This is a genomic window from Eubacterium sp. LMAG:50, from assembly GCF_008680265.1.
Lineage (GTDB): Bacteria > Bacillota > Clostridia > Lachnospirales > Lachnospiraceae > Eubacterium_U > Eubacterium_U album.
This window is the reverse complement of sequence record NZ_NALP01000008.1, coordinates 14,420-32,500: the sequence shown is the minus strand read 5'-3', so window position 1 is coordinate 32,500 and position 18,081 is coordinate 14,420. Positions and strand designations below refer to the sequence as shown.

33 protein-coding genes (1 of these 33 running past the window's edge) are annotated in these 18,081 nt (G+C 35.1%); all 33 read right to left on the bottom strand.

Features of this window, described 5'->3' with window-relative positions:
* On the bottom strand, nucleotides 1–206 hold the 5' end (the start) of the coding sequence (gene truA / locus CCC31_RS11895; protein WP_022088552.1) for a tRNA pseudouridine(38-40) synthase TruA. The gene continues 535 nt to the left of window position 1, outside the view; 206 of the gene's 741 nt are visible here — the first part of the coding sequence; the start codon lies at nucleotides 204–206; its stop codon lies off the left edge, out of view.
* A 133-nt stretch (nucleotides 207–339) separates the two neighbouring features.
* Complete coding sequence (locus CCC31_RS11890; RefSeq protein ID WP_022088553.1) at nucleotides 340–1,176, bottom strand: energy-coupling factor transporter transmembrane component T; 837 nt, start codon at nucleotides 1,174–1,176, stop codon at nucleotides 340–342.
* Between the two features lie 80 nt (nucleotides 1,177–1,256).
* On the bottom strand, nucleotides 1,257–2,114 hold the full coding sequence (locus CCC31_RS11885) for an energy-coupling factor transporter ATPase (protein WP_022088554.1): 858 nt from the start codon (nucleotides 2,112–2,114) through the stop codon (nucleotides 1,257–1,259).
* Between the two features lie 9 nt (nucleotides 2,115–2,123).
* Nucleotides 2,124–2,975 carry an energy-coupling factor transporter ATPase gene (locus CCC31_RS11880; protein WP_117908984.1) on the bottom strand — a complete coding sequence of 284 codons (852 nt, stop codon included), beginning with the start codon at nucleotides 2,973–2,975 and terminating at the stop codon, nucleotides 2,124–2,126.
* Nucleotides 2,976–3,262: 287 nt separating this feature from the next.
* Nucleotides 3,263–3,790 carry a L17 family ribosomal protein gene (locus tag CCC31_RS11875; protein WP_022088556.1) on the bottom strand — a complete coding sequence of 176 codons (528 nt, stop codon included), beginning with the start codon at nucleotides 3,788–3,790 and terminating at the stop codon, nucleotides 3,263–3,265.
* A 34-nt stretch (nucleotides 3,791–3,824) separates the two neighbouring features.
* Nucleotides 3,825–4,784 (bottom strand): DNA-directed RNA polymerase subunit alpha, encoded by a 960-nt coding sequence (locus CCC31_RS11870; RefSeq protein ID WP_022088557.1) that lies wholly within the window; start codon nucleotides 4,782–4,784, stop codon nucleotides 3,825–3,827.
* Nucleotides 4,785–4,819: 35 nt separating this feature from the next.
* Nucleotides 4,820–5,413 (bottom strand): 30S ribosomal protein S4, encoded by a 594-nt coding sequence (rpsD, locus tag CCC31_RS11865; RefSeq protein WP_022088558.1) that lies wholly within the window; start codon nucleotides 5,411–5,413, stop codon nucleotides 4,820–4,822.
* A gap of 17 nt (nucleotides 5,414–5,430) precedes the next feature.
* Entirely contained in the window at nucleotides 5,431–5,826 is a 396-nt protein-coding gene (gene rpsK, locus CCC31_RS11860; protein WP_022088559.1) for a 30S ribosomal protein S11, read from the bottom strand.
* A 25-nt stretch (nucleotides 5,827–5,851) separates the two neighbouring features.
* Nucleotides 5,852–6,220, bottom strand: coding sequence for a 30S ribosomal protein S13 (rpsM, locus tag CCC31_RS11855; protein ID WP_022088560.1), 369 nt, complete (start codon nucleotides 6,218–6,220; stop codon nucleotides 5,852–5,854).
* 329 nt (nucleotides 6,221–6,549) lie between these two features.
* Nucleotides 6,550–6,663: a 50S ribosomal protein L36 gene (rpmJ, locus tag CCC31_RS11850; RefSeq protein ID WP_022088561.1), complete on the bottom strand. Its 114-nt coding sequence runs from the start codon at nucleotides 6,661–6,663 to the stop codon at nucleotides 6,550–6,552.
* A 95-nt stretch (nucleotides 6,664–6,758) separates the two neighbouring features.
* Nucleotides 6,759–6,977, bottom strand: coding sequence for a translation initiation factor IF-1 (gene infA / locus CCC31_RS11845; RefSeq protein WP_022088562.1), 219 nt, complete (start codon nucleotides 6,975–6,977; stop codon nucleotides 6,759–6,761).
* A 23-nt stretch (nucleotides 6,978–7,000) separates the two neighbouring features.
* On the bottom strand, nucleotides 7,001–7,753 hold the full coding sequence (gene map, locus CCC31_RS11840) for a type I methionyl aminopeptidase (protein WP_022088563.1): 753 nt from the start codon (nucleotides 7,751–7,753) through the stop codon (nucleotides 7,001–7,003).
* Between the two features lie 2 nt (nucleotides 7,754–7,755).
* Nucleotides 7,756–8,400, bottom strand: coding sequence for an adenylate kinase (locus CCC31_RS11835; RefSeq protein WP_022088564.1), 645 nt, complete (start codon nucleotides 8,398–8,400; stop codon nucleotides 7,756–7,758).
* Between the two features lie 79 nt (nucleotides 8,401–8,479).
* Nucleotides 8,480–9,817: a preprotein translocase subunit SecY gene (gene secY, locus CCC31_RS11830; protein ID WP_290851784.1), complete on the bottom strand. Its 1,338-nt coding sequence runs from the start codon at nucleotides 9,815–9,817 to the stop codon at nucleotides 8,480–8,482.
* Nucleotides 9,817–10,257 (bottom strand): 50S ribosomal protein L15, encoded by a 441-nt coding sequence (rplO, locus tag CCC31_RS11825; protein WP_290851782.1) that lies wholly within the window; start codon nucleotides 10,255–10,257, stop codon nucleotides 9,817–9,819. Before rplO ends, secY begins: the two co-directional genes overlap by 1 nt.
* Before the next feature lie 22 nt (nucleotides 10,258–10,279).
* The gene (gene rpmD, locus CCC31_RS11820; protein WP_022088567.1) at nucleotides 10,280–10,462 is read right to left on the bottom strand and encodes a 50S ribosomal protein L30; all 183 of its coding nucleotides are present in this window, start codon (nucleotides 10,460–10,462) and stop codon (nucleotides 10,280–10,282) included.
* A 16-nt stretch (nucleotides 10,463–10,478) separates the two neighbouring features.
* Entirely contained in the window at nucleotides 10,479–10,988 is a 510-nt protein-coding gene (gene rpsE / locus CCC31_RS11815) for a 30S ribosomal protein S5 (protein ID WP_022088568.1), read from the bottom strand.
* Between the two features lie 18 nt (nucleotides 10,989–11,006).
* Nucleotides 11,007–11,369 (bottom strand): 50S ribosomal protein L18, encoded by a 363-nt coding sequence (rplR, locus tag CCC31_RS11810; RefSeq protein WP_022088569.1) that lies wholly within the window; start codon nucleotides 11,367–11,369, stop codon nucleotides 11,007–11,009.
* Nucleotides 11,370–11,386: 17 nt separating this feature from the next.
* The gene (gene rplF / locus CCC31_RS11805; protein WP_022088570.1) at nucleotides 11,387–11,929 is read right to left on the bottom strand and encodes a 50S ribosomal protein L6; all 543 of its coding nucleotides are present in this window, start codon (nucleotides 11,927–11,929) and stop codon (nucleotides 11,387–11,389) included.
* A 90-nt stretch (nucleotides 11,930–12,019) separates the two neighbouring features.
* Nucleotides 12,020–12,421, bottom strand: a complete 402-nt coding sequence (rpsH, locus tag CCC31_RS11800; RefSeq protein ID WP_022088571.1) for a 30S ribosomal protein S8 — start codon at nucleotides 12,419–12,421, stop codon at nucleotides 12,020–12,022.
* Nucleotides 12,422–12,448: 27 nt separating this feature from the next.
* Nucleotides 12,449–12,634: a type Z 30S ribosomal protein S14 gene (locus CCC31_RS11795; protein WP_022088572.1), complete on the bottom strand. Its 186-nt coding sequence runs from the start codon at nucleotides 12,632–12,634 to the stop codon at nucleotides 12,449–12,451.
* Nucleotides 12,635–12,651: 17 nt separating this feature from the next.
* On the bottom strand, nucleotides 12,652–13,191 hold the full coding sequence (rplE, locus tag CCC31_RS11790; protein WP_022088573.1) for a 50S ribosomal protein L5: 540 nt from the start codon (nucleotides 13,189–13,191) through the stop codon (nucleotides 12,652–12,654).
* 22 nt (nucleotides 13,192–13,213) lie between these two features.
* The gene (gene rplX / locus CCC31_RS11785) at nucleotides 13,214–13,525 is read right to left on the bottom strand and encodes a 50S ribosomal protein L24 (protein ID WP_022088574.1); all 312 of its coding nucleotides are present in this window, start codon (nucleotides 13,523–13,525) and stop codon (nucleotides 13,214–13,216) included.
* A 13-nt stretch (nucleotides 13,526–13,538) separates the two neighbouring features.
* A complete protein-coding gene (gene rplN / locus CCC31_RS11780) occupies nucleotides 13,539–13,907 on the bottom strand; it encodes a 50S ribosomal protein L14 (RefSeq protein ID WP_022088575.1) in 369 nt (122 codons plus the stop codon).
* Nucleotides 13,908–13,938: 31 nt separating this feature from the next.
* Nucleotides 13,939–14,199, bottom strand: a complete 261-nt coding sequence (rpsQ, locus tag CCC31_RS11775) for a 30S ribosomal protein S17 (protein ID WP_353962990.1) — start codon at nucleotides 14,197–14,199, stop codon at nucleotides 13,939–13,941.
* A 48-nt stretch (nucleotides 14,200–14,247) separates the two neighbouring features.
* Nucleotides 14,248–14,457 (bottom strand): 50S ribosomal protein L29, encoded by a 210-nt coding sequence (rpmC, locus tag CCC31_RS11770; protein ID WP_022088577.1) that lies wholly within the window; start codon nucleotides 14,455–14,457, stop codon nucleotides 14,248–14,250.
* Nucleotides 14,447–14,884, bottom strand: a complete 438-nt coding sequence (gene rplP, locus CCC31_RS11765; RefSeq protein WP_022088578.1) for a 50S ribosomal protein L16 — start codon at nucleotides 14,882–14,884, stop codon at nucleotides 14,447–14,449. Before rplP ends, rpmC begins: the two co-directional genes overlap by 11 nt.
* On the bottom strand, nucleotides 14,884–15,531 hold the full coding sequence (gene rpsC, locus CCC31_RS11760) for a 30S ribosomal protein S3 (protein ID WP_118565282.1): 648 nt from the start codon (nucleotides 15,529–15,531) through the stop codon (nucleotides 14,884–14,886). The genes rplP and rpsC overlap by 1 nt, the downstream gene beginning before the upstream one ends.
* Before the next feature lie 10 nt (nucleotides 15,532–15,541).
* Complete coding sequence (gene rplV, locus CCC31_RS11755) at nucleotides 15,542–15,928, bottom strand: 50S ribosomal protein L22 (RefSeq protein WP_022088580.1); 387 nt, start codon at nucleotides 15,926–15,928, stop codon at nucleotides 15,542–15,544.
* Between the two features lie 31 nt (nucleotides 15,929–15,959).
* A complete protein-coding gene (gene rpsS, locus CCC31_RS11750; RefSeq protein ID WP_022088581.1) occupies nucleotides 15,960–16,235 on the bottom strand; it encodes a 30S ribosomal protein S19 in 276 nt (91 codons plus the stop codon).
* A gap of 14 nt (nucleotides 16,236–16,249) precedes the next feature.
* Complete coding sequence (rplB, locus tag CCC31_RS11745; protein ID WP_022088582.1) at nucleotides 16,250–17,092, bottom strand: 50S ribosomal protein L2; 843 nt, start codon at nucleotides 17,090–17,092, stop codon at nucleotides 16,250–16,252.
* Nucleotides 17,093–17,152: 60 nt separating this feature from the next.
* On the bottom strand, nucleotides 17,153–17,452 hold the full coding sequence (rplW, locus tag CCC31_RS11740) for a 50S ribosomal protein L23 (RefSeq protein ID WP_022088583.1): 300 nt from the start codon (nucleotides 17,450–17,452) through the stop codon (nucleotides 17,153–17,155).
* Nucleotides 17,452–18,072, bottom strand: a complete 621-nt coding sequence (gene rplD, locus CCC31_RS11735; RefSeq protein WP_178515215.1) for a 50S ribosomal protein L4 — start codon at nucleotides 18,070–18,072, stop codon at nucleotides 17,452–17,454. Before rplD ends, rplW begins: the two co-directional genes overlap by 1 nt.
* Nucleotides 18,073–18,081: the final 9 nt, after the last annotated feature.

The following is an 18,081-nucleotide window of genomic DNA, read 5'->3' as shown; positions in this document are numbered from 1 at the left end:
TTTGATTCCGTATCAAAAACAGCTACATTTCCCATAGCATGGACCCCCGAATCAGTTCTACTCGCTCCAATAACAGCTGTTTCTACTCCTGTCAATTCACTTATAGCTTTATTAAGCACTTCCTCTACAGTTATTCCATTTATTTGTATTTGCCATCCACAATAATTTGTGCCATCATACGCTATAATTAATTTTACTCTCTTCATTTATTTATAATTCTCCTAATAAACGATTAATTGTATATATTACAAGATTATATTTGCAAATTATTAATAACTTATTTTATTTTTCTATTGTTTATTAATACAATTTTATTTTTACTAATATATTTATCATATTTTAGCTTGCTTTTATGCTCAGAAACTTAAACATCACTAAATTATTCGTAACAAATCCTGCTCCTAATATCACACACAAAAAGCCAACTAATACTAAATATGATATTTTATCCTTTTTCTTATAAACAAGTGGTTTTAATTTTGTTCTATTGCCACCATGATAACATCTCGCTTCCATAGCCATCGCTAAATCCAGCGCTCTTCTTATAGAAGAAACAAATAGTGGTACTAACAATGGTATTAAACTTTTAACACGCTGCATAAGTCCGCCTGTTTCAAAGTCTGCTCCTCTTGCCATTTGAGCTTTTTTTATTTTCTCTGTTTCCTCAACTAAAGTCGGAATGAACCTTAAGGCTAAAGACATCATCATTGCCATTTCATGTACCGGAAAGTGTATTTTATTTAAAAATGCAAATGATTTTTCCAATCCGTCTGATAAATCGTTAGGTGTAGTGGTTAATGTCAAAACAGATGTACTCAACACTAAAAATGTTAATCTAAATGTTAAAAATCCACCTGTTATTAATCCTTCTTTAGTTATTTTAATTATCCAAAATGTTATAATTGGTGTTCCTGGGGTAAATAAAATATTTAACACTATCGTAAATACGAGTAAAAATAATATTCCTTTTATCCCTTTTATTATTTTTGCAAATGGTACTTTAGATATTTTTATTATAATTGCCAAAAACATTACAATTGCAAGTAATCCTATAATGTTATTTGTTGAAAAAATAGCTATTATAAATATTAAAGTGCCAAATAGTTTTACCCTAGGATCTAATTTATGAATTATTGAATTTTCAGGATAATATTGTCCTAATGTTATTTCTGCCATTTATCTATCTAATTCAAAGTCTTTTTAGTATCTATTAAATTACGACTTTGCATACCTTTCTATATATTATTACTATTGTTCTAAATGTCTTTTCTATTTAGACATTGCATAATATTTTCACGTGCTTCTTCAATTGTTATAACATTCTCATCTACATCTAATCCTTTTTCTTTTAACTTATGCATAATATACGTAATCTGGGGTGCTTTAAGTCCCATCTTTTCTAATTCTTTATAATGCTTAAATACATCCTTTGGCATTCCATCATATTTTATCTTACCATTATTTATTACGATAAGGCGCTGTGCATAATTTGCTACATCTTCCATGCTATGAGACACCAAAACAACTCCTATGCCTGTATTATCATGTAATTCTTTAATTCTATTTAAAATTTTATCCCTTCCTTTTGGATCTAATCCCGCAGTTGGTTCATCTAAGACTATTATTTCTGGATTCATAGCCAGAACTCCTGCTATTGCTACTCTTCTTTTTTGTCCGCCTGACAGTTCGAAAGGAGATTTGTTATAGCATTTTTCGTTTATTCCAACCTGTTCAAGCACTAATTTAGCCTTTTTTTCTGCTTCTTCCCTGCTCATTCCCATATTCATTGGACCGAAACAGACATCTTTAAGCACTGTTTCTTCAAATAACTGATGCTCCGGATATTGAAAAACAAGCCCGACTTTGCATCTAAGTTTTCGCAAATCATAATTATTTTCATATATATTTTCATTATTATAAAATACATTTCCGCTCTTTGGTCTTTCCAATCCGTTAAAATGCTGTATTAATGTTGATTTTCCAGAGCCTGTGTGTCCTATAATTGCAACAAATTCACCTTTATTTATTTCCAAATTAACGTTATTTAACGCTTTTATTTCACTTGTAGTATCACTGCCATATGTGTAGCATACATTTTCAAGTCGTATTCCCATTTTGGCCTCCTAGTTATTATTGTATACCCTAACTATCTCATCTACTAACTCATCTATCTCTAATGTCCCATTTTTTATGTTTAAGCCTTCCTTTTGTAATTCAAAGCCTAATTCTGTAACCTGCGGAACTTCAAGTCCTAATTCCTTCATTTTTTCAACTTCACAGAAAACTTCTCTTGGTGTTCCCTGTAATTCTATTTTTCCCTTATTCATTACAAATATTTTATCTGCATGTATAGTTTCACTCATATGATGTGTAATTAAGATAATTGTTATATTTTTAGCCTTGTTCAGTTCTTCTAATGTTGAAATAACTTCTTCCCTTCCAATTGGATCAAGCATTGCTGTAGGTTCGTCTAATATAATGCATTTAGGTTCCATTGCTATTATTCCTGCTATTGCTACTCTTTGCTTCTGTCCGCCTGATAATTTCATTGGAGAATGAAGTCTATACGCAGTCATATCAACTGCTTTTAGCGCATAATTTACCTGTTCCCATATTTTTTCGGTTGGAACACCCAGATTTTCCGGTCCAAATGCTACATCTTCTTCAACAACAGCCGATACAATCTGATTATCAGGATTCTGAAATACCATTCCTGCCTGTTGTCTTATATCCCAAATTTTCTTTTCATCTTTAGTATTCATCCCGGATATTAAAACTGTTCCTTCAGTCGGAGCAAGCAACGCATTAATATGTTTTGCCAAAGACGATTTACCTGAACCATTATGACCTAATATTGCAATAAACTGTCCTTCTTCTACATCAAGATCTACGCCATCAATGGCTGTTATTATTTCTGCATTTTCATCATTGTCTTTAAATTTATGAACCAAATGTTTTATATTAATTATTCCCATGTCATATCCTCAAATTGTTTTGAATTTCAAGTTTTATTCACGCTTTATTTTTGCACATAATTGAAATTATAGCAATAATTTTTTCTATATAGTTTTATATTTCACCTTATAATAGTCAAAATTTTGTTATTGGTTATATTTGGCGTAGCAAAATATAATTACTTATTTATCTTTTCTTACAATTTGGATTAACCCCATGCTTGACAAAAAGCCTATATAACAAAACGGACAAACATTGCCTTATCAACAACATTTGTCCGTTTTATATATAAGTTAAACTTTATTTATTATACTAATTCAAGTAATACTTCCATTGCAGCATCACCTTTTCTCTGACCGATTTTTACAATTCTTGTATATCCGCCATTACGATCTGCATACTTTGGAGCAATTTCATCAAATAACTTGTTAGTTAAGTCAACTTTCTTTCTGTCTTTCTTCTTACCTGTAGCATTTTCTGTTACATCGTAAAGAACTTTGTTCATCTGACGTCTAGCATGAAGACGTGAAGGCTGATCTTTCTTGATTGTCTTCTGTTCTTCATCATATACTGTTACTTTCTTGCCGTCTACGACTTCTTTAACATTCTTGCCATCTTTATCTTTACGAGCTACTTTAGCTACAACTGTTACTTCATCAAAGTTATCTTTTTCTTTAACTGCTAATGCAATAAGACCTTCAGCAACTTTACGAATTTCTTTAGCTCTTGCTTCAGTAGTAACAATCTTGCCGTTATTTAAAAGACTTGTAACCTGACCTCTAATTAAAGCTTTTCTTTGACTTGAAGTTCTTCCAAGTTTTCTATAACCTGCCATTTTCTTACCTCCATAATATTTAAACTAATAAATATTAGTTTTCATCGCTTGGTCTCAATTCAAGGCCGAGTTCTTTCAACTTCGCAAGCACTTCATCTAATGATTTACGGCCTAAGTTTCTAACCTTCATCATATCTTCAGGAGTCTTGTTTGTTAATTCCTCAACTGTATTGATACCTGCTCTCTTCAAACAATTGTATGAACGAACTGATAATTCCAACTCATCAATGTTCATTTCTAACACTTTATCGATTTCATCATCTACAGCATCTACGATTACTTCTGCATTTCTTGCATTTTCTGACAAATCAATAAACAGTTTTAAGTGTTCGCTGAGAACCTTAGCTGCTAAACTAACAGCTTCGTCTGTTTCCAAAGTGCCGTTTGTATAAACATCCAATGTAAGTTTATCAAAATCAGTTACCTGGCCTACACGAGTATTCTGTACTGACATATTTACTCTTTCAACTGGTGTGTAGATTGAATCTACAGCAATTACGCCGATTGGTAAACTATCATTCTTATTCTTGTCAGCACTAATGTATCCTCTGCCTTTTGTGATAATTAATTCCATACTAAGCTTGCTGTCTGCGCCACCGTTAAGTGTTGCAATAACCAACTCTGGGTTTAAAATCTCAATATCAGAATCTACTTGAATATCAGCTGCTGTTACAACACAATCTCCACTTGCTTCAATATGTGCAACCTTTGGTTCATTAGTAGCACTATTGTTTTTAATAGCAAGCTGTTTGATATTTAAAATTATTTCAGTAACATCTTCTTTTACACCTGGTATTGAACTGAATTCATGAAGAACTCCGTCAATTTTAATCTGGCTTACAGCTGCACCTGGTAATGTAGAAAGCATAATTCTTCTTAATGCATTGCCAAGTGTTGTTCCGTAACCTCTTTCAAGAGGTTCTACAACAAACTTACCATATCTACCATCTTCTGATTTCTCTGTTATTATATTTGGTCTTTCAAAATCGAACACTAATTAGCCCCTCCTTTATTGGGAATTGCTTAAGCTTATTTAGAATATAATTCGACAATAAGCATTTCATCTACGGGAACATCAATCTCTTCTCTCTTTGGAAGTTCTTTAATTTCACCCTTAAGATTTTCCTGGTCTGCTTCAAGCCATGATGGAACTGTTCTTCCGCCAGTCACTTCTACGATATCTTTGTATCTCTGTGATGACTTGCAACCTTCTTTAATTTCGATAACATCGCCTGCTTTAATTAAGTAAGAAGGAATGTTAACCTGCTTTCCGTTTACTAATACGTGCTTATGATCAACAATCTGTCTTGCTTCTTTTCTTGTTCTAGCATATCCCATACGGAATACAACATTATCAAGTCTACGTTCTAATAAAATCATAAGGTTTTCACCTGTCTGACCTGGCATCTTTGAAGCCTTCTTGAAGTAATTTCTGAAAGGTTTTTCTAAAACACCATAAATGAATTTAGCTTTCTGTTTTTCTCTTAACTGAAGTCCATATTCACTCATTTTTCTACTAGATCTGTTTAAGTTTCTATTTGATTTCTTGTCTATTCCTAAATAAATCGGATCTAAACCGAGAGATCTACATCTTTTAAGAACAGGAACTCTATTTACTGCCATTTCTATTCCCTCCTAAATTAGACTCTTCTACGCTTTGGTGGGCGACATCCATTATGTGGAACAGGAGTAACATCCTTGATACTTGTAACTTCAAGTCCACAAGTTGCTAAAGCACGAATTGCTGCTTCTCTACCTGAACCTGGACCTTTAACCATAACATCTACTGTCTTTAAGCCATGTACTAAAGCTGCTTTTGTTGCAGTTTCAGCTGCCATCTGAGCTGCATAAGGAGTAGATTTCTTTGAACCTCTAAATCCTAGACCACCAGCACTTGCCCATGATAAGGCATTTCCTTCAGCATCTGTTAATGTAACAATTGTATTGTTAAATGATGCCTGGATATGTGCCTGTCCGTGTTCAACGTTTTTCTTAATACGCTTTTTTGTCACTTTCTTTGTAACTTTTTTAGCCATTTTAAACTAACCTCCCTTATGGGTACTATTTCTTCTTATTTGCTACAGTTCTCTTTGGACCTTTTCTTGTTCTTGCATTAGTCTTTGTCTTCTGACCGCGAACAGGAAGTCCTCTTCTATGACGAATTCCTCTGTAACATCCAATTTCTTGTAATCTCTTAATGTTTAAAGCGATTTCTCTTCTTAAATCACCTTCAACAGTCTGGCTTGCATCGATAACTTCGCTAATCTTCTTAACTTCATCGTCTGTTAAATCTTTACAACGTGTGTTAGGATCTACATTAGCTTCAGCTAAAATTCTCTGTGAGCTTGGAAGTCCAATTCCATAAATATAAGTCAAGCCAATTTCAACTCTCTTTTCTCTTGGTAAATCAACACCTGAAATACGAGCCATGTGTATAACCTCCATTAGTTAAATTGATAAGTTCCACAAATTACGCAGCCCGTGCTTTGCACGTCTGAAATGTTGTGCGCACCCATGTAACCTAACGTTAAATTGTTTCTTGATGCTTAATCAGCAATTTTTAAGCATCCACATTCTGTTTCTCAGCTATTCGCTGATTAATATAGTAAGAAAACGTACTTGAAAATTCTCTTACTACTAATATCTAATAGTAGCATATTGCTACTGCAGCCGCAAATTAATTCGTTGTGATATTACACAACTTCTTAAAGTGCACAAACAAGTGAATACAACCAAATATTCACTCAATATGTCAGAAATTAACCCTGACGCTGTTTATGCTTAGGATTTTCGCAGATAACTCTAACGCTTCCCTTTCTTTTAATGACTTTGCATTTTTCGCAAATTGGTTTAACTGATGATCTTACCTTCATTGAAAAATCCTCCTTTCAAAAAAAGTCCGTTATATATATTAACACACTTGTCAAAATATAGCAACAAAAACTTTTAAATTTATTTATCAACCATATTATTTATCTCTCCAGATAATTCTTCCTTTAGATAAATCATATGGTGACATCTCAATTGTTACTTTGTCTCCTGGTAAAATTTTAATGTAGTTCATGCGAAGTTTTCCACTTATATGAGCTAATACTACATGTCCATTTTCCAATTCAACACGAAACATTGTGTTTGGTAATTTTTCAATTACCTTTCCTTCTATTTCAATTACATCTGCTTTAGACATTTATATATCCTCCTTTTTTTCGGTTAAATCAAAGTAAGTATTTCCGGTTCTCCTTTTGTAATAAGAACTGTATTTTCATAATGAGCTGCTAAACTTCCATCATCTGTTACTACTGTCCAATCATCATCCATAAATGCTACATCTGCTCTTCCCATATTTATCATAGGTTCTATGCACAATGTCATTCCAGCCTGTAACTTCATTCCTCTTCTTCTTTGTCTGAAGTTTGGAATTTGTGGGTCTTCATGCATTTCTCTACCAATACCATGTCCTACTAAGTCTCTTACTACACCATATCCGAATTTATCAGCATAATCATTTATAGCTGCTGATATCTGATATAAATGGCAACCTTCTTTAGCATATTTAATTCCTTCAAAAAAACATTGTTTTGTCACTTCGATTAACTGTTTTGCATCATCACTTATTTCTCCAATTGCCAATGTTCTGGCGCAATCAGACTGATATCCTTTATAGCTTAAACAAAAATCTAAGCTGACAATATCACCATTTTCTACAAAACGGTCTTTTCTTGGAATTCCATGTACTACTTCATCATTAACAGAAATACACAATGAAGCAGGATATCCTTCATAGCCTAAGCATGTAGGAATACAACCATAACTTCTAATTATTTCTTCACCAATTTTATCAATTTGATAAGTACTCATTCCAGGCTTTACTTCTTTTTCTAACTCTGCGTGAGCCATTGCAATATACTTGCCTGCCTGTCTCATGAGTTCAATTTCTCTCTCTGATTTAATTGTTACCGCCATTGTTATGCTCCTAAAATATCATTTATCGCAGCAAACACATCATTCATGTCAATTGTACCATCAACACTTCTTAATACGCCTTGTTCATTATAATAATCAATTAAAGGCTGTGTTTGTTTATGATAAACATCTAATCTTTTCAAAACTGTTTCCGGTTTATCATCATCTCTTATTATTAAATCGTTTCCACATCTGTCACACTTGCCTTCAACCTTAGTTGGGTTGTATACAACGTGGTATGTTGCTCCACAAGATACGCAAGCTCTTCTTCCACCCATTCTTCTTACGATATTTTCATCCGGCACATCAACATCAATTGCATAATCAACTTTCTCGCCAATTGCTTTTAACGCTTCATCTAAAGCCTGTGCCTGCGGAATAGTTCTTGGGAAACCATCTAATACATAACCGTTTTTACAGTCATCTTTTTTAAATCTATCCATAACTAAGTCTAATGTTAATTCATCCGGTACTAACTGTCCCTGATCAATATATTCCTTAGCTTTTTTCCCTAATTCAGTTCCATTTTTAATATTTGCTCTAAAAATATCCCCTGTAGAAATATGTGGTATATTATATTTCTCAGCGATCATCTTTGCCTGTGTTCCTTTTCCTGCACCAGGCGCGCCTAACATAATTATTTTCATAGTTTACAATCCTCACAACTTCTTAATTTTTCTATTCTAGCAATCAAGGGGACTAGTCTGGTGACTGCCCCCTATGCTACTAAAAGATTCCTTTTACATTCTGATACTTACGTTCTATCATCATTGATTTAACTGTTGTTATTGTTTCAAGAATAACACCTACAATGATGATTATTGATGTACCACCAAAAGAAACATTTGCTCCAGCAACTCCTGAAGCTACAATTGGAATACAAGCTGCAATAATAAGTCCGATTGCTCCAATTAAAATAATGTAGTTTAATATATTTGTCAAATATTCTACTGTTGGCTTACCACTTCTGATACCTGTAATAAATCCACCTCTGTCATTAAGGTTCTTAGCAACCTCTCTTGGGTTAAATGTTATTGAAGTATAGAAATATGCAAAGAATATAATCATTACTATGTAAGCAACAAATCCAATTGAATATTTCATATGTGCAGGATTACACCAATGTGACTGACTTAAATAGTTTGTCCATTCAGGTGTCTTTCCAAAAAATGATGCAATTACAACTGGGAATTGCAAAATTGATGAAGCAAAGATAATTGGGATAACACCTGCAGTATTAACTTTCAAAGGAATTGTTGACTGCTGTCCACCAACCTGACGTCTTCCCTGTACTTTCTGAGACATCTGAACACCGATGTGACGAACACCATCCTGAAGCCATACTACATATGCAATAATTCCAACTACTACAGCAATTATAATAATAATCGCTAAAATCTTTCCACCAATTGAACTTGCTCCTGTTACATAATTTGTAAATAATCCGGCAATATCACTTGGCATTCTTGATACAATGTTAATTACTAACACGATAGAAATACCATTACCAACACCACTTTCTGTAATTTGTTCACCAATCCACATAAGTGCTGCTGAACCGGCTGTCATAGCAACAACGCCCATAACGATTACACCAACATGACGGAATGTACTCATATTTGAGATTGTGATTGTATCTGTATTAAACAATCCCTGATTTGCAAATCCAATTGTCATGGCTGTACTTTCGATAAGTGCTAATGCTACTGTTACATATCTTGTAATTTCTGCAAGTTTCTTTCTTCCTTCTTCACCATCTTTCTGCATTTCCTCTAACTTAGGAATTGCAATTGTTAATAACTGGATGATGATGGAAGCTGTAATGTAAGGTGTAATACTCAATGCGAAAATAGACATATTTTCCATTGAACCACCTGTAATAGCAGCGAAGAAGCTGAAAGCCCCTTCGCTAAACTGTGATGTTATTGATTTAACTGTATCACCATTTACAAATGGAAGTGGTATCTGACTACCTAATCTTACTACTACTAACATCATAAATGTGTACAATAATCTTTTTCTTATTTCTTTAACTTTTAAAGCATTACGAAGTGTTTCTAACATTAGATCACCTCACATGTTCCGCCAAGGCTTTCAATCTTAGCTTTTGCTCCTTCACTAAAAGCATTAACTTTTACTGTAAGCTTCTTTGTTAATTCGCCATTACCAAGAATCTTAACGCCATCACGTGGATTCTTAATAACTCCGCTTTCTAAAAGAGTTTCTACAGTAACTGTAGTGTCATTATTAAATCTTTCTAATGCACTTACATTAATACCTACTATTTTCTTTGAATTAATACATGTAAAACCTCTCTTAGGAATTCTTCTATATAATGGCATCTGACCACCTTCGAAACCAGGTCTTGGGCTTCCTGAACGAGCTTTCTGTCCTTTGTGACCCTTACCTGCTGTCTTGCCATTTCCTGAACCATGTCCACGGCCTCTTCTGAAATTATCACTATGCTTTGAACCATCTGCTGGCTTTAAATTTGATAAATCCATTGTCGCACCTCCTATCTATTGATTATATTTCTTCAACTTTTACTAAATGTCTAACTTTCTGAATCATACCTCTGACTGCAGCGTTGTCAGGCATTTCAACTGTCTTGTTAATCTTTGTAAGACCTAAAGCTTCAACAGTTTTTCTATTCTTTGGAACTGCTCCAATTGTTGATTTTACCAAAGTAATTTTTAATTTATCTGCCATTTCTAATTACCTCCTACTAGCCTAAAATCTCTTCAACAGATTTACCGCGAAGTGCAGCTACTTCTTCTGGAGTCTTTAATGAAGCTAAACCTTCAATTGTAGCAAGAACTACGTTCTGCTTATTGTTAGATCCTAAAGATTTTGTACGGATGTTTGTAATACCTGCAAGTTCAACTACACTACGAGCAGGACCACCAGCGATTACACCAGTACCTTCTGGAGCCTTCTTAAGTAATACAGAAGCACTTCCGAATTTACCGATTGTATCAAATGTTACACTCTTATTTTCATCCATTGGTACGCTTACGAGACTCTTCATAGCATCCTCTTTACCTTTACGAATAGCTTCAGGAATTTCAGCTGCTTTTCCAACGCCTGCACCAACGTGTCCATTTTTGTCTCCAACTACTACTAAAGCTGAGAATCTGGCATTACGTCCACCTTTAACAACCTTAGTAACACGTTTGATAGACACTACTTTTTCTTCTAATTCTAACTGACTTGCATCAATTATTTCACGTCTCATGTGTGTTATCCTCCTCAACTAAAATTCTAATCCAGCTTCTCTAGCTGCATCAGCTAACGCTTTAACTTTACCCTGATATATAAAGCCGCCTCTATCGTAAACAACTTCTTTAATACCTTTTTCAATTGCTCTTTCAGCAATAAGCTTACCTACATATGCTGCAGCATCAACGTTATTAGTTTTTTCTAACTCTTTCTTAGCTTCAAGTGTTGAAGCAGCTACAAGAGTCTTTCCAACTGTATCGTCAATAATTTGAGCATACATATGATTATTACTTCTGAAAACTGCTAAACGTGGACATTCTGTTGTTCCACTTAAATGATTACGCAGTCTGTTATGCTTTTTAACACGAATTTCGCTTCTTGATTTCTTACTAATCATTTCTTACACTCCTTTAATTATTTCTTACCAGTCTTACCAACTTTACGTCTGATAACTTCATCTTCATATTTGATACCTTTTCCTTTGTAAGGTTCAGGTGCTCTCTTTGTTCTGATTTCAGCAGCGTACTGGCCTACTTTTTCTTTATCAATACCTTTAATTATTATCTTATTCTGTCCATCCATTTCAACTGTGATTCCTTCTGGATCTTCCATTTCTACTGGATGTGAATAACCTAATGAAAGAATTAATTTATTTCCCTGTTTCTGTCCTCTGTAACCAACACCGTTGATTTCAAGAACTTTCTGGTATCCTTCTGTAACACCAACAACCATATTGTTGATAAGTGTTCTTGTAAGACCGTGTAATGATTTCATTTTCTTTAAATCATTTGGTCTGCTAACGATGATTTCTTCACCGTCTTTTTTAATTTCCATTTCCGCAGGTAATACTCTTTCAAGAGTTCCCTTAGGTCCTGTAATAGTCACCTTATTATTTTCTGCAATATCAACAGTTACTCCTGCTGGTATAGCGATAGGCATTCTTCCTATACGTGACATGCCGTTACCTCCTTATTAATAATGAAGAGTTGGACTAAGAAAGAAGAGAAACTCTTCAATCTTATCTCATCTCTTAACGTTATTTTCTTCCTACCAAACGAAAGCGAGAACTTCTCCACCAACGTTTTCTTTTCTTGCAACTTTATCTGTAACCACACCTTTGTTTGTAGAAATGATTGCAATTCCAAGTCCTCCAAGAACTCTTGGAAGTTCGTCTTTACTAGCGTAAACACGAAGACCCGGCTTAGAAATCTTCTTGATTCCTGAAATAACTTTATCATTCTTATCTTTACCATATTTTAATGTGATTCTGATTGTTTTAAAATTACCGTCTTCAATGACTTCATACTTCTTGATATATCCTTCATTTAAAAGAATTTCAGCGATAGCTAATTTCATCTTTGATGCAGGAACATCAACTGTATCATGTTTAGCAGTGTTTGCGTTACGGATTCTTGTAAGCATATCTGCGATTGGATCACTCATAGTCATGTTTCTTTCCTCCTATCAATTTATCTCTTACCAGCTTGCTTTTTTAACGCCTGGTATCTGTCCTTTGTATGCTAATTCACGGAAGCAAACTCTGCAAATTCCGTATTTTCTTAAATAAGCATGTGGACGACCACAAATTCTACAACGACTGTATTCTTGTGTAGAGAATTTAGCTTTACGTTGCTGTTTAACTTTCATAGCAGTTCTAGCCATGGATTTACCTCCTAAAACTATTTTGCAAATGGCATATTAAATAATGTCAATAATTCACGAGCTTCTTCATCTGTGTTAGCTGTAGTAACAAAAATTATGTCCATACCTCTAACTTTGTCTACTTTATCGTATTCAATTTCAGGGAAAATTAACTGTTCTTTAATTCCTAAAGCATAATTTCCTCTTCCGTCGAATGCATTTGGGTTAACTCCTCTAAAGTCACGTACACGAGGAAGTGCAAGGTTTACTAATCTATCTAAGAATTCGTACATCTTTTCTCCTCTAAGAGTAACTTTACATCCGATTGGCTGTCCTTCTCTTAATTTGAAGTTAGCTACTGAGTTTTTAGCTCTTGTTACAACAGCCTTCTGTCCTGAAATAATTTCAAGATCTTTAACAGCTGTATCTAAAATCTTAGCGTTCTCTTTAGCTTCGCCAACGCCCATGTTAATTACAATTTTATCAAGCTTAGGTACCTGCATTACGTTCTTATAACCGAACTTCTTTGTCATGGCATCCATAATCTCATTCTTATAAGTCTCCTTAAGTCTACTCAACTTTCCGGACCTCCTCTCTCAATTAATCAATAACTTCGCCTGTTGATTTTGCAACACGAACTTTCTTTCCGTCTTCAAATTTGTATCCAACTCTTGTTGGCTGTCCCTTATGAACATACATTACATTTGAAGCATCAATTGGTCCTTCCTGTGTTACAATGCCACCATTCTGGTTCTGAGCACTTGGTTTTGTGTGCTTTGTACGCATGTTGACACCTTCAACAGTAACCTTATTGTTCTTTTTGTCTACAGAAGAAACTTTTCCTTCTTTAAACTTATCTTTACCAGCGATTACTCTAACAGTGTCGCCTTTTTTAATCTTCATAGCTGACATCTAAGCACACCTCCTATAATACTTCTGGTGCCAAAGAAACAATTTTCATGAACTGTTTCTCTCTTAATTCTCTGGCTACCGGCCCAAAAATACGAGTTCCTCTTGGGGTCTTATCATCTTTTATAATTACAGCTGCATTTTCGTCAAATCTGATGTATGAACCATCTTTACGACGAGCGCCTTTAACAGTACGAACTACTACGGCCTTTACTACATCACCTTTTTTAACAACACCGCCTGGTGTTGCATCTTTTACAGTAGCAACGATTACGTCACCGATACTTGCGTATCTTCTTGTAGATCCGCCCATAACTCTGATGCAAAGTAATTCTTTAGCTCCTGTGTTATCAGCAACTTTAAGTCTACTTTCCTGTTGAATCATGCTGTATTCCTCCTTCTATAATTCAGGCAAATTATCTTGCCTTTTCAATAATTTCTACAAGTCTCCATCTCTTATCTTTTGATAATGGTCTTGTTTCCATAACTCTTACTGTATCACCAATTCCGCACTGGTTTTCTTCGTCATGAGCTTTTAACTTATAAGTTCTTTTAACGATCTTGTTGTATAATGGATGCTTTACATGATCTTCTACAGCAACTGTGATTGTCTTATCCATCTTATCACTTACAACTTTACCTGTACGTGTTTTTCTTAAATTTCTTTCCACAACAATTTCTCCTTTCTTAACTTTCCACCTGTAGTGGATTGGATTAACCTAAAACTATTCAGCAGCGTTTGTCTTTTCAAATATTACTGTCTGAATTCTAGCAATATTTTTTCTAACTTCTTTGATTCTGCTTGTGTTGTCTAACTGGTTTGTTGCGTTCTGGAATCTTAAATTAAATAATTCCTTTTTAGCAGCTACTAATTCATCATTTAATTCTGCAGCTGATTTTGTCTTTAAATCTTCTACATATGTCTTAATTTTCACTGTTATCACCGCCTTCTAAATCTTCACGTGAAACAATCTTACATTTTACTGGAAGCTTGTGTGTAGCAAGACGTAATGCTTCTCTAGCTATTTCTTCAGGAACACCAGAGATTTCGAACATTACACGTCCTGGTTTAACAACTGCTACCCAATATTCAAGTGTTCCTTTACCGGAACCCATACGTGTTTCAGCTGGTTTTGTAGTTACTGGTTTATCTGGGAAAATTTTAATCCAAACTTTACCACCACGCTTGATGTAACGAGTCATAGCAATACGAGCTGCTTCAATCTGATTTGACTTAATCCAAGCTGGTTCTGTTGCAACAATACCAAATTCACCGTAAGTGATCTTATTTCCTCTTGTTGCTTTACCTCTCATAGAACCACGAAACTGTTTTCTATGTTTAACTCTCTTAGGCATTAACATTATTTATCGCTCCCTTCTTTAGTTGGAAGTATTTCGCCGTTGTAAATCCAAACCTTAACACCTACTTTTCCGTAAGTTGTATCAGCTTCAGCGAAACCATATTCGATATCGGCACGTAATGTCTGAAGTGGAATTGTTCCTTCACTATAGAATTCTGTACGAGCCATATCAGCACCACCAAGACGTCCTGAACATGCAACCTTAATTCCTAAAGCTCCACTCTTCATTGTTCTTGACATTGTAGACTTCATTGCTCTTCTGAAAGATACACGGTTTTCTAACTGTGTAGCAATGTTTTCAGCTACTAACTGAGCGTCCTTGTCAGGTCTCTTGATATCTTTAACGTCCATAAATAACTTCTTGCTTGTCATTTTCTGAACTTCAGCTTTAACTTTTTCAATTTCAGCGCCACCCTTACCGATTACGATACCAGGCTTAGCTGTATAAATGTTTACTCTCACTCTGTCAGATGATCTTTCGATTTCAATCTTAGAAACACCTGCGCTGTATAATTTCTTTTTAAGATATTCTCTGATTTTGTAATCTTCAACAAGATTGTCTGCAAAATCAGCTTCAGCGTACCACTTTGAGTCCCAGTCCTTAATAACTCCGACTCTTAAGCCATGTGGATTAACTTTCTGTCCCATACTTTGCCTCCTATCTTTCATCGAGCACGATTGTAATGTGGCTATTTCTCTTTAAGATTCTATAAGCTCTACCCTGTGCTCTAGGTTTAATTCTCTTCATTGTTGGAGCGCTACCTGCGTAACACTCAGCAATATAAAGTTTGCTAACATCCATATTGTTGTTGTTTTCAGCATTTGCAATTGCTGACTGTAATAATTTTAATATAACGCTTGATGCGTATCTTGGGTTGTATGTTAAAATACCGATTGCTGACTCTACGTCTTTTCCTCTGATCGCATCTAATACGAAACATGCCTTCTGTACTGACACTCTAGCGTAAGACAACTTAGCTGATGGTCTAGTATCTTTATTAGCATTTCTTTCTCTCTTTATCTGGGATCTATGTCCTTTAGCCATAGATGAGACCTCCTTTCAAAATCTACAGGTATTATCTACCCTTCTTTTCGTCTTTACCGTGTCCTCTATAAGTTCTAGTAGCAACAAATTCACCAAGTTTATGTCCAACCATATCTTCAGTTACATATACTGGCACATGCTTTCTACCGTCATGAACAGCGATTGTATGTCCAACCATCTGTGGAAAAATTGTTGAACGGCGTGACCAAGTTTTAATAACAGACTTGTCACCTGAAGCGTTCATAGCTTCGACTTTCTTTAATAAGCTCTCATCCGCGAATGGGCCTTTTTTTAATGATCTAGCCATTAGTTCCTACCTCCTTATTTCATGTTCTTTCCGTCACGTCTTCTAATGATTAACTTGTTAGACTTCTTATTTTTCTTACGAGTCTTCAAACCAAGTGCTGGTTTACCCCAAGGTGTACATGGGCCAGAACGTCCGATTGGTGCACGTCCTTCACCACCACCGTGTGGATGGTCATTAGGGTTCATAACAGAACCACGAACTGTAGGTCTAATACCCATATTACGTTTACGTCCGGCTTTACCGATATTTACAAGACCATGTTCAATGTTACCTACTGTACCAACTGTTGCACGGCAAATAACTGGAACCATTCTCATTTCTCCTGAAGGAAGTCTAAGTGTTGCATACTTTCCTTCTTTAGCCATTAACTGTGCTGCATTTCCAGCTGCACGAACTAACTGTCCGCCCTTACCTGGATATAATTCAATGTTATGAACTTCTGTACCTACAGGGATAGCTGAAAGTGGTAAACAGTTACCAACTTTAACTTCTGCATTTTCACCGTTCATAACTGTAGCTCCAACCTTAAGTCCGTTAGGAGCAAGGATGTAAGCCTTTTCACCATCTGCATAACTGATTAATGCGATGTTTGCAGTTCTATTTGGATCATATTCGATGCTAATAACTGTAGCAGGAATATCAACTTTATTTCTCTTGAAGTCGATGATTCTGTATTTTCTTCTTGAACCACCACCATGATGTCTTACTGTAATTTTACCCTGATTGTTACGACCAGCATTTTTCTTGAGAGATACTACTAAAGATTTTTCAGGAGTTGCTTTAGTAATTTCTGCATTATCAAGAGTAGTCATAGCTCTTCTTGAAGGGGTATATGGGTTAAATGTCTTAATTCCCATTTTTATTCTCCTTTCGAATTCAATTTGTCATCACGCTTTTCTTGCGTTTACTTATTATCTTTATAAACCAGCGAAGATTTCTATATCTGCACTGTCTTCTGTCAACTGAACGATAGCTTTCTTCTTCTTAGCTGTCTTTCCAATTGTCATTCCTCTTCTACGATTCTTTCCTTCTAAGTTCATTGTGTTAACTTTAGCAACCTTTGTTCCTTCGAACATTTTTTCAACTGCTTCTTTAACCTGAGTCTTAGTTGCATCTGTGTGTACGTAGAATGTATATTTCTTATCTGCCATAGCGTTCATGCTCTTCTCAGTAATTACTGGAGAGAGGATTACGTCATAATATTTGATATCTGCCATTATGCATACACCTCCTCGATTGTTGCTACAGCTGCCTTATCGATAACTACAACATCATATTTAAGAATGTCATAAACATTAATTGTGTTAGTTAAAGCAGTTTTTACTGTAGGGATGTTCTTAGCTGACATTACAGCATTTACATCATTGTCTTTTAATACAACCAATGCTTTACTTACATTTAAGTTGTTCATCATCTTTACAAAATCTTTTGTCTTAGGTGCTTCAAACTTAATGTCGTCAACTACGATAAACTTATTTTCATTAACTCTGTCTGTCAATACTGACTTAAGAGCTGCTCTTTTTTCTTTCTTATTCATCTTGAATGAATAATCTCTTGGAACTGGTGCGAATACAACTCCGCCGCCTGTCCACTGTGGAGCTCTTGTAGAACCTTGTCTTGCATGACCAGTTCCCTTCTGTCTCCAAGGCTTTCTTCCGCCACCGCTAACTTCTGAACGAGTTTTAGCTTTCTGTGTTCCTTGACGGTCATTAGCAAGCTGACTCAATACTGCCTGATGCACTAAGTTTTCTTTAACTTCTACACCAAATACGGCATCGTTTAATTCGATTTCATCAACCTGTTTACCTTCCATATTTAAAACAGATACTTTTGCCATCTGCGTGTT

Bases quoted from the DNA above. Each gene is read 5' to 3' on its own strand.
- CCC31_RS11890 (WP_022088553.1), bottom strand. From the start codon at position 1,176: ATGGCAGAAATAACATTAGGACAATATTATCCTGAAAATTCAATAATT.
- CCC31_RS11885 (WP_022088554.1), bottom strand. From the start codon at position 2,114: ATGGGAATACGACTTGAAAATGTATGCTACACATATGGCAGTGATACT.
- CCC31_RS11880 (WP_117908984.1), bottom strand. From the start codon at position 2,975: ATGGGAATAATTAATATAAAACATTTGGTTCATAAATTTAAAGACAAT.
- CCC31_RS11875 (WP_022088556.1), bottom strand. From the start codon at position 3,790: ATGGCAGGTTATAGAAAACTTGGAAGAACTTCAAGTCAAAGAAAAGCT.
- rpsD (WP_022088558.1), bottom strand. From the start codon at position 5,413: ATGGCAGTAAATAGAGTTCCTGTTCTTAAAAGATGTAGATCTCTCGGT.
- rpsK (WP_022088559.1), bottom strand. From the start codon at position 5,826: ATGGCTAAAAAAGTTACAAAGAAAGTGACAAAAAAGCGTATTAAGAAA.
- rpsM (WP_022088560.1), bottom strand. From the start codon at position 6,220: ATGGCTCGTATTTCAGGTGTTGATTTACCAAGAGAAAAGAGAGTTGAA.
- rpmJ (WP_022088561.1), bottom strand. From the start codon at position 6,663: ATGAAGGTAAGATCATCAGTTAAACCAATTTGCGAAAAATGCAAAGTC.
- infA (WP_022088562.1), bottom strand. From the start codon at position 6,977: ATGTCTAAAGCAGATGTAATTGAAATAGAAGGAAAGGTAATTGAAAAA.
- map (WP_022088563.1), bottom strand. From the start codon at position 7,753: ATGGCGGTAACAATTAAATCAGAGAGAGAAATTGAACTCATGAGACAG.
- CCC31_RS11835 (WP_022088564.1), bottom strand. From the start codon at position 8,400: ATGAAAATAATTATGTTAGGCGCGCCTGGTGCAGGAAAAGGAACACAG.
- secY (WP_290851784.1), bottom strand. From the start codon at position 9,817: ATGTTAGAAACACTTCGTAATGCTTTAAAAGTTAAAGAAATAAGAAAA.
- rplO (WP_290851782.1), bottom strand. From the start codon at position 10,257: ATGGATTTATCAAATTTAAAGCCAGCAGATGGTTCAAAGCATAGTGAT.
- rpmD (WP_022088567.1), bottom strand. From the start codon at position 10,462: ATGGCAGATAAATTAAAAATTACTTTGGTAAAATCAACAATTGGAGCA.
- rpsE (WP_022088568.1), bottom strand. From the start codon at position 10,988: ATGAGACGTGAAATAATTGATGCAAGTCAGTTAGAATTAGAAGAAAAA.
- rplR (WP_022088569.1), bottom strand. From the start codon at position 11,369: ATGATTAGTAAGAAATCAAGAAGCGAAATTCGTGTTAAAAAGCATAAC.
- rplF (WP_022088570.1), bottom strand. From the start codon at position 11,929: ATGTCACGTATAGGAAGAATGCCTATCGCTATACCAGCAGGAGTAACT.
- rpsH (WP_022088571.1), bottom strand. From the start codon at position 12,421: ATGACTATGAGTGATCCAATCGCAGATATGCTTACAAGAATCCGTAAC.
- CCC31_RS11795 (WP_022088572.1), bottom strand. From the start codon at position 12,634: ATGGCTAGAACTGCTATGAAAGTTAAACAGCAACGTAAAGCTAAATTC.
- rplX (WP_022088574.1), bottom strand. From the start codon at position 13,525: ATGTCAGCTATGAAGATTAAAAAAGGCGACACTGTTAGAGTAATCGCT.
- rplN (WP_022088575.1), bottom strand. From the start codon at position 13,907: ATGATTCAACAGGAAAGTAGACTTAAAGTTGCTGATAACACAGGAGCT.
- rplP (WP_022088578.1), bottom strand. From the start codon at position 14,884: ATGTTAATGCCTAAGAGAGTTAAACATAGAAAACAGTTTCGTGGTTCT.
- rpsC (WP_118565282.1), bottom strand. From the start codon at position 15,531: ATGGGACAGAAAGTTAATCCACATGGCTTAAGAGTCGGAGTTATTAAG.
- rplV (WP_022088580.1), bottom strand. From the start codon at position 15,928: ATGGCTAAAGGACATAGATCCCAGATAAAGAGAGAAAGAAATGCTAAT.
- rpsS (WP_022088581.1), bottom strand. From the start codon at position 16,235: ATGGCTAGATCATTAAAAAAAGGCCCATTCGCGGATGAGAGCTTATTA.
- rplB (WP_022088582.1), bottom strand. From the start codon at position 17,092: ATGGGAATTAAGACATTTAACCCATATACCCCTTCAAGAAGAGCTATG.
- rplW (WP_022088583.1), bottom strand. From the start codon at position 17,452: ATGGCAGATATCAAATATTATGACGTAATCCTCTCTCCAGTAATTACT.
- rplD (WP_178515215.1), bottom strand. From the start codon at position 18,072: ATGGCAAAAGTATCTGTTTTAAATATGGAAGGTAAACAGGTTGATGAA.